Genomic DNA, 12,868 nt, shown 5'->3' with positions numbered 1-12,868 from the left:
AAAGGACAATCCGATGCAACATCTTCTGAAAGACAGTGATTTAAGCAAGGCCCAGATCGAGGCGCTGCTGGCGCTTGGCAAGGCGGTCAAGGCCGATCCGAAGAAATACAGCCAGGCCCTGGCGGGCAAGAGCGTGGTCACCCTGTTCGAGAAGCCCTCCCTGCGTACCCGGGTCACCTTCGACATCGGCATCGCCAAACTGGGTGGTCACAGCGTCTATCTGGATCAGCAGAACGGGGCGCTCGGCAAGCGGGAGTCGGTGAAGGATTTCGCCAGCAACCTGTCCCGCTGGTGTGACGCCATCGTCGCCCGGGTGTTCGATCACCAGACCCTGGTCGAGCTGGCCGAGTTCGGCTCGGTGCCTGTGGTCAACAGCCTGTGCAACCTCTACCACCCCTGCCAGGGGCTGGCGGATTTCATGACCATCAGCGAGCACTACAGCGACCTGTCCAAGGTGAAGCTGGCCTATCTCGGCGATGGCAACAACGTGAGCCACTCCCTGCTGCTGCTGGGGGCGACCCTCGGCACCGACGTGACCCTGGTCTGCCCGAAAGGCCATGGCCCGGATACCCAGATCTTCCTGCAGGCCCAGGCGCTGGCAGCTCAATCTGGCGCGACCATACATATCAGCGATGATGTCGCGGATATCGAAGGCTTTGACGTGGTTTATACCGATACCTGGGTTTCCATGGGTGACAACACACCAATGGAGCAGGTAAAAGATATCTTCATGCCTTATCAGATCAACCAGGCCCTGCTCGATCGGACCGGCATCCAGCATGTGCTGCACTGCCAGCCGGCCCACCGGGAGCTGGAGATCACCTCGGAGGTCATGGACGGCCCAGCCTCCCTCATCATGGATGAGGCAGAAAACCGGATGCATATCCAGAACGCCGTGCTGCTGACCCTGTTCGGACAGGGCCAGAAGTAATCCGGCAACCGACCCGGAATCACCCCTTTTTATCGAATCATCACGGAGAGAAGTAAATGAGCGGAATCAACAAGATCGTACTGGCTTACTCGGGCGGACTGGATACCTCGGCCATCATTCCCTGGCTGAAGGAGCACTATGACGCTGAAATCATCGCCTTCGTCGCCGACGTGGGTCAGGAGCGTGACGATCTGGAAGGGATCGAGCAGAAGGCCATCGCCTCCGGCGCGGTCAAGTGCATCGTCAAGGATCTGCGGGAAGAGTTCGTCAAAGAGTATGTCTACCCGACCCTGAAGACCGGCGCCGTCTATGAAGGCACCTACCTGCTGGGCACCTCCATGGCCCGTCCGGTGATCGCCAAGGCGATGGTCGAGGCTGCCCTGGCAGAAGGGGCTGATGCCATCTCCCACGGTTGCACCGGCAAGGGCAACGACCAGGTGCGGTTCGAAGGGGCGGTAGCTGCCCTGGCGCCCCAACTGAAAGTGATCGCCCCGTGGCGGTTGTGGGACATGCGTTCCCGGGAAGATCTGCTGGCCTATCTGGAAGCCCGCAACATCCCCTGCAAGGCGACCCTGAAGAAGATCTACAGCCGCGACGCCAACGCCTGGCACATCTCCACCGAGGGTGGCGAGCTGGAGAGCACCTGGAACGAGCCGTCCGAAGCCGTCTGGCAGTGGACCGTCTCTGCAGAGGATGCCCCGAACGAGCCGGAATACGTCAAGCTGACCGTGGCCAAGGGCGAAGTGGTGGCCGTTGACGACCAGCCGCTCAGCCCGCACCAGATCCTGACCACCCTGAACGAGCGTGCCGGCAAGCACGGCGTGGGCCGGATCGACATCACCGAGAACCGGATGGTGGGCATGAAGTCCCGTGGCTGCTACGAGACCCCGGGTGGTACCGTGATGGTCGCCGCACTGCGCGCCGTGGAAGAGCTGGTACTGGACAGACCGACCCGCGCCTGGCGGGAAAAGCTGGGTGCCGAGTTCTCCCACCTAGTGTATGACGGTCGCTGGTTCACCCCGCTGTGCAAGGCCATTGTCGCCTCCGCCAACGCCATCGCCGAGGAGCTCGACGGTGAAGTGGTGCTGAAGATGTACAAGGGTCAGGTCACCGCGGTGCAGAAGAAGTCGCCGAACAGCCTCTACTCCGAAGACTTCGCCACCTTCGGTGCCGACGAAGTGTACGACCAGAGCCATGCCGAAGGCTTCATTCGTCTCTACACCCTGGCGAGCCGGATCCGCGCCATGAAAGAGCAGCATCAAGCCATCGGTGGCGACCATACCCACGGCTAAGCAAGCGCTATCACCCGTTGATTCGAGGGGGCATGGCCCCCTCTTTTACAGGCAGAGAGGCCCTTTGCCATCCTCATCGGGTGTGACAAGAGCGGCTGCGCCCTGGCCGCTTCTGTGAGATAACAGGCTCGCAGAAAAACAGGGCAAGATTTCAAGTTCGACGGCGCAAGGCGCCGCCGACAACGCATTCAAGGAGAGCAGTATGGCACTTTGGGGTGGACGCTTCAGTCAGGGAGCCGATAGCCGGTTCAAGCAGTTCAACGATTCGCTGCGGTTCGATTACCGGCTGGCGGAGCAGGATATTCAAGGCTCCATGGCCTGGGCCAAAGCGCTGGTCAAGGTGGGGGTGTTGACCGCCGATGAGCAGGCTCAGTTGCAGCAGGCGATGGAGGTACTGCTCGCCTCCGTGCAGCAGGATCCCCAGCAGATCCTGAACTCGGACGCCGAAGACATCCACTCCTGGGTCGAGAGCCAGCTCATCGCCGCCGTCGGCGATTTGGGCAAGAAGCTGCACACCGGCCGCTCGCGCAACGATCAGGTCGCCACCGACCTGAAACTCTGGTGCAAGGCGCAGGGTGAGCTGCTGCTCGGCTCCATCACCGCCCTGCAACAGGGGCTGGTCACCTCCGCCCGCGCCAATCAGGCCGCGGTGCTGCCCGGTTACACCCATCTGCAGCGGGCCCAACCGGTCACCTACGCCCACTGGGCCCTGGCCTATGTGGAGATGCTGGAGCGGGACCATTCCCGTCTGCAGGATGCCCTCAAGCGCCTCGACACCAGCCCGCTCGGCTGCGGCGCCCTGGCGGGCACCGCCTACGCCATCGACCGCGAAGCCTTGGCGCTCGACATGGGCTTTAGCGGCGCCACCCGCAACAGCCTGGATTCGGTGTCCGATCGGGATCACGTGGTGGAGCTGATGCACGTGGCGTCGCTGTCCATGACCCACCTGTCGCGGTTTGCCGAAGACCTTATCTTCTACAACACAGGTGAAGCCGGTTTTGTGGAGCTCTCCGATGCGGTGACCTCCGGCTCGTCCCTGATGCCCCAGAAGAAGAACCCGGACGCGCTGGAGCTCATTCGTGGCAAGACCGGCCGGGTGGTCGGCGCCCAGATGGGCATGCTGATGAGCCTCAAGGCGTTACCGCTGGCCTACAACAAGGACATGCAGGAAGACAAAGAGGGGCTGTTCGACGCCCTCGACACCTGGCACGACTGCCTCGACATGGCGGCCCTGGTGCTGATCGATCTGAAGGTCAATGGCGAGCGTACCAAGGCGGCGGCCCAGGGCGGTTATGCCAATGCCACCGAACTGGCGGACTATCTGGTGGCCAAGGGCATTCCGTTCCGCGAGGCGCACCATATCGTCGGCGAGACTGTGGTCTATGCGATCCAGGTGAAAAAGCCCCTGGAAGAACTCTCCCTCCCCGAGTTCCAGCGCTTCAGCCCCGTGGTGGGGGAGGATGTTTACCCAAACCTGGAGCTGGAAGCGACTCTGGCCAAGCGGGTCGCCAAGGGAGGCGTTGCTCGCGAGCAGATAGAGGCAGCCCTCACCGCCGCCGAGGCCTGGCTGGCCAAACGGGCGGGTTAAGCCAAGCGGCTCGCCATGGGAACAAGAAGGCAGAACGGCAACCCCAGGGTTGCCGTTTTTTATGGGTACGCCTCGGCGCCGTGGGGCGCGTTGACCAGGCGCTGTTCAGCCCCTGTGTCCGGCGCTGGCCTGATGCACGGCGTCCGTGAGCAGTCGTTGCAACTGGCATCTGGCCTCGTCGGTTTCATGGCTGGCGGCGAGCAGCACCACCCCCAGGGTACCCGGTGAGGGCAGTACGCCGCCGAGGGTGGCGAGACTGGCCGGCATGCCGATGGGGGAACGCACCGTGATCCCGAGCCCGGCCTGCACGGCGGCCCAGATCCCGCCCAGGCTCTGGCTGGTGAAGGCGATCCGCCAGGGGATCCCGGCATCGTCGAGGGCGCGGATGGCCCGCGCCCGCATCAGGCAGGGGGCATCGAAGAGCACCAGGGGCAGGGGCTCCCCGCGCGCGAGCAAAGGGGCGAGGTCCCACTCGGGGTGGGCAATCCAGGCCAGTTGCACCACCTCGATGAGGGGAAGGTCCTCCCGCTCTCCCTGTGGCTGCCAGGCGAGAGCCATGTCGAGGGTGCCCTCCCTGATCCCCTGCACCAGGGCCCCGTTGCGATCGATGCGGGTTGTCATGCGCAGGGCCGGGTGCTGACGACAGAGGGGCCCCAGCACGGCGGGGAGCAAAGATTCGCCGAAGTCCTCCTGCACCCCGAGCCGGATCTCCCCTTGCAGCAATTCCCCTTTGAGGGCGAGCACGGCTTCGTCATTGAGCGCCAGCAGCCGCTTGGCGTAGCCCAGCAGGCGCTCACCGCTGGCTGTCGGCACCAGGTGACGTCCCTGCTTCATGACCAGATCGGTGCCGCACTGCTGTTCGAGTTTTTTCAACTGGGCGCTGACCGCCGAGGTGGAGCGGCACAGCCGCTGCGCCGCCAGCGCAAAGCTGCCGCACTCCAGTCCCAGCACGTAGCTGCGCAGGGCATCGAGATCCAGGCTGGGGGGAAGGGGTGACATAACTATCCTTTTAATCGGGATGATTGGTCTTAAATATTTCGATTTTTTAAATTGTAGCAGTGAGGGAGAGTGGCTTCATCCACCAAGGAGATTGCCATGACACCCGATGTTCCCGATCGCGCCACCCTGGCGCAGCTTGCCCCCCGACTCGCCCGACTGGCGGAAGAGACGCTGTTTGGCGATATCTGGCAGCGCCCCACCCTCTCGGCCCGCGAGCGCAGCCTGATCACCCTGGCCATCCTGGCGTCACTGGGCCGGGTGCAACAACTGCCCTGGCATATTGTATTCGCCCGGCAAAACGGCCTGTCCCGGGATGAGCTGGAAGAGCTGTTCACCCATCTTGCCTTCTACGCCGGTTTGCCCGCCGCAGTGACGGCCGTGGGCTATCTGCCCCCCCGCGAGGAGGTGACCCCATGCCGCTGACCCGTATCACCCTGTGCGAGGGGATGAGCGACGCACACCTGCAACAACTCAGCGCCCTCTACCACCAGACCCTGGTGGAGGTGTTCGAGGTGCCGCCGAAGGATAAATTCCAGATCCTCGAGATCTTGCCTGCCAGTGCGCTCATCTATGACCCCCACTACCAGACCGGCCGCCGGGACCAGGGTTTCATCCTCTTCCAGATCCTGGCGGGCAAGGTGCGCAGCACCGCGACCAGGGAGCGTCTTTATGCACGTCTCGCCGAGCGCCTTGAGGCCGAGCTTGGGATCCACCCCGACAACCTCATGGTGGTGATCCAGCAGACCGATGCCGAGGCGTGGAGTTTCGGCCAGGGCCGGATGTTCAGACAGGAGGTGGCCTCATGATCGCCATGCACTACCGATTCACCCTGCCCGCAGACTACGACATGGCGCTGATCGAGCAGCGGATCGCCAGCAATGGCGCCAGACTGGACGGCTTTCCCGGTCTGTTGTTCAAGGCCTATCTCTACAGCCGTCAGGACGATGGGGCCCTGCCGGGGCAGGAGAACCGCTATGCCCCCTTCTATGTGTGGCACAGCGCCGAGGCGATGCACCGATTTCTGGCAAGCGAGGGATTCGCGGCGCTCACCCGGCATTTCGGCTGGCCCCGCATCGAGACCTGGCATCTGCTGCGGGCGCCGGATCCGGCCTCCCTCGACGGGGCTTGCATGGCCAGGCTGCGGCGCACCAAGGTCACTTCCCACGGCGAGCTTGCCGACCTGCACGGCGAGGCCATGGTGAGCGGCTGGGATCTCACCCGATGGGAATGGCTGGAGGCGGATTTTCTCCCGTCCCTCTCATCGCCCTTGCCTGGCGGGGGCGAGATCTACCGTATCGGCTATTTGGCGAAGGGGGGCGGGGTGTAAAGCGGAATTATCTTTGTCATTGAGGCTGTTCTTCCATTCACTTGGGCTGTGAAAGTGATATTCGCATCGTGAACATAGGGTGTTATATCTCGCTTGTGGATGATGATGTGGCATTGCGGCCACCTGCTGCAATGAACTGGCTCAGTGGGGCACATTCGGGGTGACGGCCCGCGCCGGGCAGGGCATGATCCCGCTGCAATGCGTATGGACGCGTCAACCGGATCAAGGAGTTCCCATGTACCTGCCACCCCATTTCGCCGTTACCGACCCCGAGGCGCTGCACCAGCTGATGCAGGCGCACCCCCTGGGGGCCCTGATCACCTGTGGTGAAGGGGGGCTGGATGCCAACCACCTGCCGTTCGAGTTCGATGGGGCGCAGGGGGCCCACGGTGTGCTGCGGGCCCATGTGGCCCGCAACAACCCGCTTTGGCAGGAGGTGAAAGACGGCGACGAGGTGCTGGTGATCTTCCGCGCCGCCGACGGCTACATCTCCCCCAGCTGGTATCCGGGCAAGCAGGTGCATCACAAGCAGGTGCCGACATGGAACTACTGCGTGGTGCACGCCCATGGCCGTATCCGGGTGAGGGACGATGCCCGCTTCGTGCGTCGCCTGCTCGCGACCCTGACCCGTACCCACGAGGCGGGAGAGTCCATTCCCTGGAAGATGGCGGATGCACCGAGAGACTATCTCGAGACCATGGTGCAGGCCGTGGTGGGCATTGAAATCGAGATCGACCACCTGGTCGGCAAGTTCAAGCTGAGCCAGAACAAGGAGGCGGCGGATCGCCTGGGAGCGGCCAATGCCCTGCAGGAGCGCGGGCAGAGCGCGCTTGCCGGCGCCATGCTGAACCCGCCCCCTTCACAGTCCTAGCGTGACATCATGGGATCCGGCCCGACAAAAACGGCAACCGTCTGGTTGCCGTTTTTCATGGTTCCACTCCCGCTCACGCGCTGGCATTGAGCAGCTTGCCGACGCCTTCCCCCGGGCCCTGGGGCAGTGTCTGTTTGAAGGCATAAAGCAGCTGATCGAGGTTGAGGCCGCTGTTGCCGAGGGAGCCCTTGAGGGTGTCTAGCTCGCTCTGCAGCGCGTCGAGGCGGGTGCTCTGGGTGCCGTCTGCCAACTGGATGCGGGCGGCATCGATGGCCTGGGGCAGCGACTGGCCCGAGGATTCCTGGCCCAGGGTCTGCATCAGCGCCCCCATGAAGTGGTTGATGGCAGGGCGGTTCTGCTCGCTGTCAGCCTCCTGGATGCCAAGGCGCTGGAACAGGCTCTGCACCGTGGGGGCAAGGTGCGCTTCCTGCACGGCAGGCTCGGTCTGGGCGGGCGGCGTGCCGTCGCCCAGCAGCTTGCTGCCGAGCTTGATGGCAAGGGAGGCGAGGGGAAGCAGGGTGCCGATGGCGATCATGATGTCACTCTCCGTACGACTGATGTCATGACGGAGCAGGGAATGGGCCAGCTTGGCGAACATTCAGCCTAAAAATGGCAGGGGACTGATCCTGCTGTGAATTTCGTTTTTGCCAGGCGGAGGACGGGCGGGGGCGAGCGGGGGCGGCGGCAAACCCTTGCAGCCCGGGGCTGGCCGGTTTGCCGCCCGGCTTGCCGGATCAGAGCTCCTTGAACGGGCGGCGCTTCTCCTCCTCGATGACGATGGCCTCCAGATTGGCGATGCGCTCCTGCAACTCCTTGATGATCATGTCCTGCTTGCCGAGACGGTCGGTAATGCGGGCATCCCCCATCTGGTAGCGGGCGCGTTTGGTGAGATAGCTGAACGACACGCTGATAAAGACGATCAGGACGATACCTGTCCACATGGTCATGAATGACTCCTTTCAAGATTTGAACGAGAGGATCTGTCTCCCGCGCTGTCGTTGTCTCATACCCGACCTTGGGCGGCAATGCCCGCCTGGTTGTTCAGAGCGGCCAGAGCGGCCAGAGCGGCCAGCCGAGCCAGATCCCGAGCAGCAGCAACTGCCCCCAGACGATGGCCCAGAACCGCAGGCGGTAGCTCCCTTTCTGGGTCTTGTGGCGCAGCCACTGGCGGGCGACCAGGGCGCCGGGCCAGCCGCCGCACAGCTCAAGCAGATGCAGGCGGGCCTCGGGCACGCGCCAGCCGCCACGAATGGCCTGGCGTTTGTCCCAGGCGTAGACGACCAGGGTCAGCAGGCTCATCAGCAGGATCAGGGCCAGCGGCCACCAGTTGGCATCGTGCGCGCCGAGCCAGCCTGCCCAACCCAAAGGCAGCAGGGCCAGCACCATCATGACAGGCACGCCGGATCCCGAGTCTCGCCCGGTTGTAGCGTGCGGATCACCCGGGCCGGATTGCCCACCGCCAGGGAGTCCGCCGGGATGTCCCGGGTGACCACGGCGCCAGCCCCTATGATGGAGCGGGGCCCTATGGTGACGCCTGGGCAGATGATGGCCCCGCCGCCAATCCAGCAGTCATCGCCGATCCGCACCGGCTTGTTGTAGGCGGTCCAGTTGCGTCGCTCCAGATAGTTCATGGTGTGGGTGGCGGTGTAGATCTGCACGTTGGGGGCCAGCAACACATGGTTGCCGATGTGCACCTCGCCCACGTCGAGTATGGTGACGTTGAAGTTGAAGAAGGTCTTCTCGCCGATGTGGATGTTGCGGCCGAATTCGCAGGTGAAGGGGGTGCTGATCCAGCAGGAGTCGGGACAGTGGGCGAAGAGGTCGCGGCAGATCTGCTGGCGCAGGACGTGATCCCCCGCCGGTGAGGCGTTGAGCCGGCTCAGCAGCGCCTGGCCGCGAATGCGGTCGTTCGCTATCTCCTCGCTCTGGCTGTCCAGGGCGCCCCCCGCCAGTACCTTGTCCCAGTCGCTTGCCATGGTCATCTCCTCCTGCTGCAAGAGGGGGCAGTATACGCGACAAGGGGAGGGGGTGTCAGAGTGCCGGGCCCGTCAGGTGATCCCCGTCATCATGTCATCAGGACAAGGGGCAGGATGAGCAGGATGGAGACGAGGTAGGGGAGCAAGACCCGCCGCCCCAGGCTGCGTCCGCCAATCACCAGTGCCAGCACCCCTTTCACCAGGGAGTTGACCAGCCCGGCGAGCAGTATGCCCCTGGCCGCCACCTCCAGGGCCAGCTCCTTCTGGGCGAGCTGGGAGAGGGAGAGGGTGATGGCGTCCACGTCCGTGATGCCGGAGACCAGCGACAGCAGATAGACCCCGGAGTTGCCCACCTTGCTTTGCAGCAGGGTGGCCATGAAGCCGATGAGGGCGAGCAGCAGACCGAACTTGATGGCGGTGGCGAGATCCAGCGGGTTGCGGGTTTCGGGCTGTACCGGGCCGTCCAGCATCTCTTCCCGCTGGCGCCAGAACCAGAAGGCAAAGCCGTAGACGATGGCCGCCAGCAGCAGCAGGGGGGCGGCCAGACGCAGCGCCAGCTCCCCGTGGATGATCAGCACCAGTGCCAGCAGCCTGAGCCACATGGTGGCCCCCGCCAGCAGGATGCCGGTGGCCAGCAGCCGCTCCAGCCCTCCTTGCTCCTTGTTGAGGCGGGCAAATTGCAGGGTGAGGGCGGTGGAGGAGGCGAGCCCCGCCAGCATGCTGGTGAGCACCAGCCCGGAGCGGGTGCCGAGCAGGCGCACCGCGAAGTGACCACAGAACGAGATGCCGGCGATCACCACCACCATCAGCCAGATCTTGAAGGGATTGAAGGCATTGAGGGGACCCATCTCGGTATCGGGGAGCACCGGCAGCAGCACCAGGGAGATGAGCAGAAAGCGCAGGGTGGCGTGAAATTCCAGTTCGCTCAAGAACAGCATCCCCTGCTGGATCTTGCCCTTGAGCCCCATCAGGAGGGCCGCCAGCACGGCGCAGGCCACCGCCTCGCTCGGGCTCTGCAGCACCGACATCAGCCCCAGCAGGTAGGTGAGCACCATGGCTACCGAGCTGGTGAGGCCGAACTCCCCCTGCCAGCGCTGGGCCAGCCAGACCGAGAGGCCGCACCCCGTCACCACGGTCAGCAGACCGAGCAGGGCCAGCCAGGGCCCCAGGGTGGGCAGCAGCAGGGCGCAGACCCCGCCGAGCAGACCGATGAGGCCATAGGTGCGCATCCCGGCGATGCGCTGGTTGTCTCCGAGCTGGCGCACCTGCCAGCCCCGCTCCAGCCCGATGATGAGCCCGATGGCCAGGGACACCAGGGCGCCGTAGACGGGCTCGGCCTCTATCCACATGGGTTTCTCCTCCCGCTGCCGTTTCAGTGAGGATGGCACAGGACATCCCGGGGCAGGGGGAGCTGGCTCACAGAGCGGGTGTCCCGCCTGCCGGGGTCTTGCAAACAAAAAAAAGGCGCCACCTGGAGGGGGCGCCTGGAAAGGTCAAACCTTGCGGTTTGCAGACCAACGGAACCAAAGATCACACACTTCACACTCAGCACTGCTGTGGGGGCAGGGCTCAACCCTGCCACTTGCCTCCTTCCACTATCACGTCGTTGGGATCGGTATCGGCGCTAAGCTTGTCGCGCACATACTGGTCGTAGAGTTTGAGCAGGTACTTCTCTTCCCCCAGCTTGGCGAGACGATCGTTGACCCAGTCACGCAGCTCGATATTGCCCTTCTTCACCGCAGGGGCGATGGGGTCTTCCGAGCCCAGCTTCTCGGGCAGCACCCGATAGCCCGGGTTTTCCTTGGCCCAGCTGAACAGTACCAGATTGTCCTGGGCATAGGCGTCGCCACGGCCCTGGGCCAGCGCCTGCAGGGACTCGGTGTTCTTCTCGAACTTGAGCACCTTCCAGTCCGGGTGGTTGCGGGTCAGCCAGATGTCGGCCGTGGTGCCGGTGGTGACGATAAGCCGCTTGCCGGCCAGATCGTCGAGCTGCTTGGCGTCGCTGCCTTCCGGCACCAGCACCTGCACCGCGACCTTGAGGTTCGGGTTGGTGAAGTCCACCACCTGCCGCCGCTCCGGGGTCACAGTCATGTTGGCGAGGATGAGATCCACCTTGTCGCTCTGCAGGAAGGGGATGCGGCTGGCGGGCTCCACCGCCACGAACTCGACCTTGTTCTCGTCCCCCAGCAGATCCTTGGCGAAGCGGCGGCCGAGATCGGTGTCAAAGCCGACGTAGTTGCCCTTCTCGTCCACATAGCCAAACGGCGGCTTGTCGGTGAAGACGCCGACGATGAGCTTGTCCCGCGCCTTGATCTTGGCGAGGGAACCGTCTTCTGCCTGGGCGGCGCCGCTGGCGAGGCCCAGGCCGATGAGGGCGCTAAACAGGACCGAGGTAATTATCTTCATGCTGACTCCTTTCGTTTGCTGACAGTTATATAAGAAAACTTGGCGAGGAACTGGCGGGCACGCTGGCTGCGCGGGCTCTCGAAAAACTGATGGGGCGCGGCCTGCTCCAGGATGTGGCCGCCGTCCATGAAGACGATGCGATCCGCCACCGCCTGGGCGAACGCCAGCTCGTGGGTGACGATGAGCAGGGTCATGCCGCTGCCGGCGAGATCCCGGATCACCTCCAGCACCTCCTGCACCATCTCGGGATCCAGCGCAGCGGTCACCTCGTCAAACAGCATCACCTGCGGGTTCATGCACAGGGCCCGCACGATGGCGATGCGCTGCTGCTGGCCGCCGGAGAGCTGGCGCGGATAGTCGTGGCGCCGCTCCCACAGGCCGATGCGAGTCAGCAGCTGTTCCGCCTGCAGCAGGGCCTCGGCCCGCTCCCGTTTTTGCACCTGAAGGGGGCCGAGCAGCACGTTCTCCAGCACCGTCAGGTTGGGGAAGAGGTGATAGCTCTGGAACACCATGCCGATGCGCTGGCGCAGCCGCTGCCAGTCGGTGCTGGCATCCAGCCTCTCTCCATCGAAGCGAATATCGCCCCCCTGAATGGGTTCGAGCCCGTTGAGGGTGCGCAGCAAGGTGCTTTTGCCGCAGCCGCTCGGCCCCAGGATGACGATCACTTCCCCGGCGTTCACCGTGAGGCTGACCTCGTCCAGTACCCGGTGTTGGCCGAATTGTTTGCTGACAGCATTGAGCTCAAGCAGAGGTGTCATACCGCATTACCCCATTGTTGCTCCAGCCGGCGCGAGGCGAGCGAGAGCGGATAGCAGACCAGAAAGAAAAACAGGAACAGCAGACCGTAGATGAGCAGCGAGCCATAGGTGCGCTCGATGATCTGCTGGCCCACCTTGATCACCTCCACCACCCCGATCAGCACCGCCAGCGAGCTGGTCTTGATGATGCGGGTGTAGATGTTGATGGTGGGCGGCGTCAGCCGTTGCAGCGCCTGGGGCAGCAGCACGTGGCGATAGAGCTGCCAGCGGGAGAGCCCTAGCGCCAGGCCGGCCTCCTGCTGGCCGCGGGCGAGGGAGTTGAGGCCGCCGCGCACCACTTCGCCTACCTCGCTGGCGCCCCAGAGGGCCAGCACCAGCACGGCGCACCAGAAGGCCGGGATATCCAGGCCAAAGAAGATCGGCAGCCCGAAGAAGAAGAGATAGAGCCAGACCAGCACGGGCACCACCCGAAACAGCTCGAGATAGACCCGCAGCACTCCCCGAGTCAGCCTTCCCCCCTGCTGGGCCAGCACGCCATAACCGACCCCGCCCAGGGTGGCGAACAGGATGGCGAGCAGGGAGATGGCGAGGGTCTGGCCCGCGCCCACCGCCAGCAGTGGCAGCGCCTGCGTCAGCTGTTCAGTGACTGGAATGGCCATAGCGAGCCCTCCTTCTTTGTGCATGGGTGGCGAGTGACGGCAGCAGCTGGACAATAGGTGT

The 12,868-nt window shown here is 64.0% G+C and carries 16 protein-coding genes; 7 read left to right on the top strand and 9 right to left on the bottom strand.

Annotated features, from left to right (window positions below; all coding sequences use genetic code 11):
• Nucleotides 1-13 precede the first annotated feature (13 nt).
• The 3 genes from ACPW74_RS16560 (at nucleotide 14) to argH (ending at nucleotide 3,811) form a co-directional block, all read left to right on the top strand.
• A complete protein-coding gene (locus ACPW74_RS16560; protein WP_010675688.1) occupies nucleotides 14-931 on the top strand; it encodes an ornithine carbamoyltransferase in 918 nt (305 codons plus the stop codon).
• 56 nt (nucleotides 932-987) lie between these two features.
• On the top strand, nucleotides 988-2,223 hold the full coding sequence (locus ACPW74_RS16555) for an argininosuccinate synthase (protein ID WP_010675687.1): 1,236 nt from the start codon (nucleotides 988-990) through the stop codon (nucleotides 2,221-2,223).
• Between the two features lie 202 nt (nucleotides 2,224-2,425).
• Nucleotides 2,426-3,811 carry an argininosuccinate lyase gene (gene argH / locus ACPW74_RS16550; RefSeq protein ID WP_223914994.1) on the top strand — a complete coding sequence of 462 codons (1,386 nt, stop codon included), beginning with the start codon at nucleotides 2,426-2,428 and terminating at the stop codon, nucleotides 3,809-3,811.
• Nucleotides 3,812-3,916: 105 nt separating this feature from the next.
• Here the strand turns inward: argH and ACPW74_RS16545 are convergent, their stop codons facing one another.
• Nucleotides 3,917-4,810 carry a LysR substrate-binding domain-containing protein gene (locus tag ACPW74_RS16545; protein WP_042878353.1) on the bottom strand — a complete coding sequence of 298 codons (894 nt, stop codon included), beginning with the start codon at nucleotides 4,808-4,810 and terminating at the stop codon, nucleotides 3,917-3,919.
• A 96-nt stretch (nucleotides 4,811-4,906) separates the two neighbouring features.
• Here ACPW74_RS16545 and ACPW74_RS16540 point away from each other — a divergent pair, with 96 nt between their 5' ends.
• The 4 genes from ACPW74_RS16540 (at nucleotide 4,907) to ACPW74_RS16525 (ending at nucleotide 7,008) form a co-directional block, all read left to right on the top strand.
• Nucleotides 4,907-5,233 (top strand): carboxymuconolactone decarboxylase family protein, encoded by a 327-nt coding sequence (locus tag ACPW74_RS16540; RefSeq protein WP_076361550.1) that lies wholly within the window; start codon nucleotides 4,907-4,909, stop codon nucleotides 5,231-5,233.
• Nucleotides 5,224-5,616, top strand: a complete 393-nt coding sequence (locus ACPW74_RS16535) for a tautomerase family protein (RefSeq protein WP_010675683.1) — start codon at nucleotides 5,224-5,226, stop codon at nucleotides 5,614-5,616. Before ACPW74_RS16540 ends, ACPW74_RS16535 begins: the two co-directional genes overlap by 10 nt.
• On the top strand, nucleotides 5,613-6,137 hold the full coding sequence (locus ACPW74_RS16530) for a DUF4865 family protein (RefSeq protein WP_039040565.1): 525 nt from the start codon (nucleotides 5,613-5,615) through the stop codon (nucleotides 6,135-6,137). Before ACPW74_RS16535 ends, ACPW74_RS16530 begins: the two co-directional genes overlap by 4 nt.
• 235 nt (nucleotides 6,138-6,372) lie before the next feature.
• Nucleotides 6,373-7,008: an FMN-binding negative transcriptional regulator gene (locus ACPW74_RS16525; RefSeq protein ID WP_425858402.1), complete on the top strand. Its 636-nt coding sequence runs from the start codon at nucleotides 6,373-6,375 to the stop codon at nucleotides 7,006-7,008.
• A 73-nt stretch (nucleotides 7,009-7,081) separates the two neighbouring features.
• Here ACPW74_RS16525 and ACPW74_RS16520 read toward each other — a convergent pair whose 3' ends face one another.
• The 8 genes from ACPW74_RS16520 to ACPW74_RS16485 form a co-directional block, all read right to left on the bottom strand.
• Complete coding sequence (locus ACPW74_RS16520) at nucleotides 7,082-7,543, bottom strand: hypothetical protein (protein WP_182935230.1); 462 nt, start codon at nucleotides 7,541-7,543, stop codon at nucleotides 7,082-7,084.
• A 199-nt stretch (nucleotides 7,544-7,742) separates the two neighbouring features.
• Nucleotides 7,743-7,955, bottom strand: coding sequence for a hypothetical protein (locus ACPW74_RS16515; protein ID WP_041211694.1), 213 nt, complete (start codon nucleotides 7,953-7,955; stop codon nucleotides 7,743-7,745).
• A gap of 94 nt (nucleotides 7,956-8,049) precedes the next feature.
• Nucleotides 8,050-8,397 carry a DUF1294 domain-containing protein gene (locus ACPW74_RS16510; protein ID WP_324026626.1) on the bottom strand — a complete coding sequence of 116 codons (348 nt, stop codon included), beginning with the start codon at nucleotides 8,395-8,397 and terminating at the stop codon, nucleotides 8,050-8,052.
• Complete coding sequence (locus ACPW74_RS16505; protein WP_266142298.1) at nucleotides 8,394-8,984, bottom strand: sugar O-acetyltransferase; 591 nt, start codon at nucleotides 8,982-8,984, stop codon at nucleotides 8,394-8,396. Before ACPW74_RS16505 ends, ACPW74_RS16510 begins: the two co-directional genes overlap by 4 nt.
• 89 nt (nucleotides 8,985-9,073) lie before the next feature.
• Nucleotides 9,074-10,333, bottom strand: coding sequence for an MgtC/SapB family protein (locus ACPW74_RS16500; RefSeq protein WP_270829723.1), 1,260 nt, complete (start codon nucleotides 10,331-10,333; stop codon nucleotides 9,074-9,076).
• Between the two features lie 220 nt (nucleotides 10,334-10,553).
• On the bottom strand, nucleotides 10,554-11,390 hold the full coding sequence (locus ACPW74_RS16495; protein WP_069651912.1) for a transporter substrate-binding domain-containing protein: 837 nt from the start codon (nucleotides 11,388-11,390) through the stop codon (nucleotides 10,554-10,556).
• Nucleotides 11,387-12,148: an amino acid ABC transporter ATP-binding protein gene (locus ACPW74_RS16490; RefSeq protein WP_425858401.1), complete on the bottom strand. Its 762-nt coding sequence runs from the start codon at nucleotides 12,146-12,148 to the stop codon at nucleotides 11,387-11,389. The genes ACPW74_RS16495 and ACPW74_RS16490 overlap by 4 nt, the downstream gene beginning before the upstream one ends.
• Nucleotides 12,145-12,807 carry an amino acid ABC transporter permease gene (locus tag ACPW74_RS16485; protein WP_323944366.1) on the bottom strand — a complete coding sequence of 221 codons (663 nt, stop codon included), beginning with the start codon at nucleotides 12,805-12,807 and terminating at the stop codon, nucleotides 12,145-12,147. The genes ACPW74_RS16490 and ACPW74_RS16485 overlap by 4 nt, the downstream gene beginning before the upstream one ends.
• Nucleotides 12,808-12,868 lie beyond the last annotated feature (61 nt).

This window comes from Aeromonas sp. INTO2 (assembly GCF_049860605.1).
Lineage (GTDB): Bacteria > Pseudomonadota > Gammaproteobacteria > Enterobacterales > Aeromonadaceae > Aeromonas > Aeromonas caviae.
Note: the sequence above shows the minus strand (reverse complement) of the source record. Positions and strands in the feature narration are given on the sequence as shown.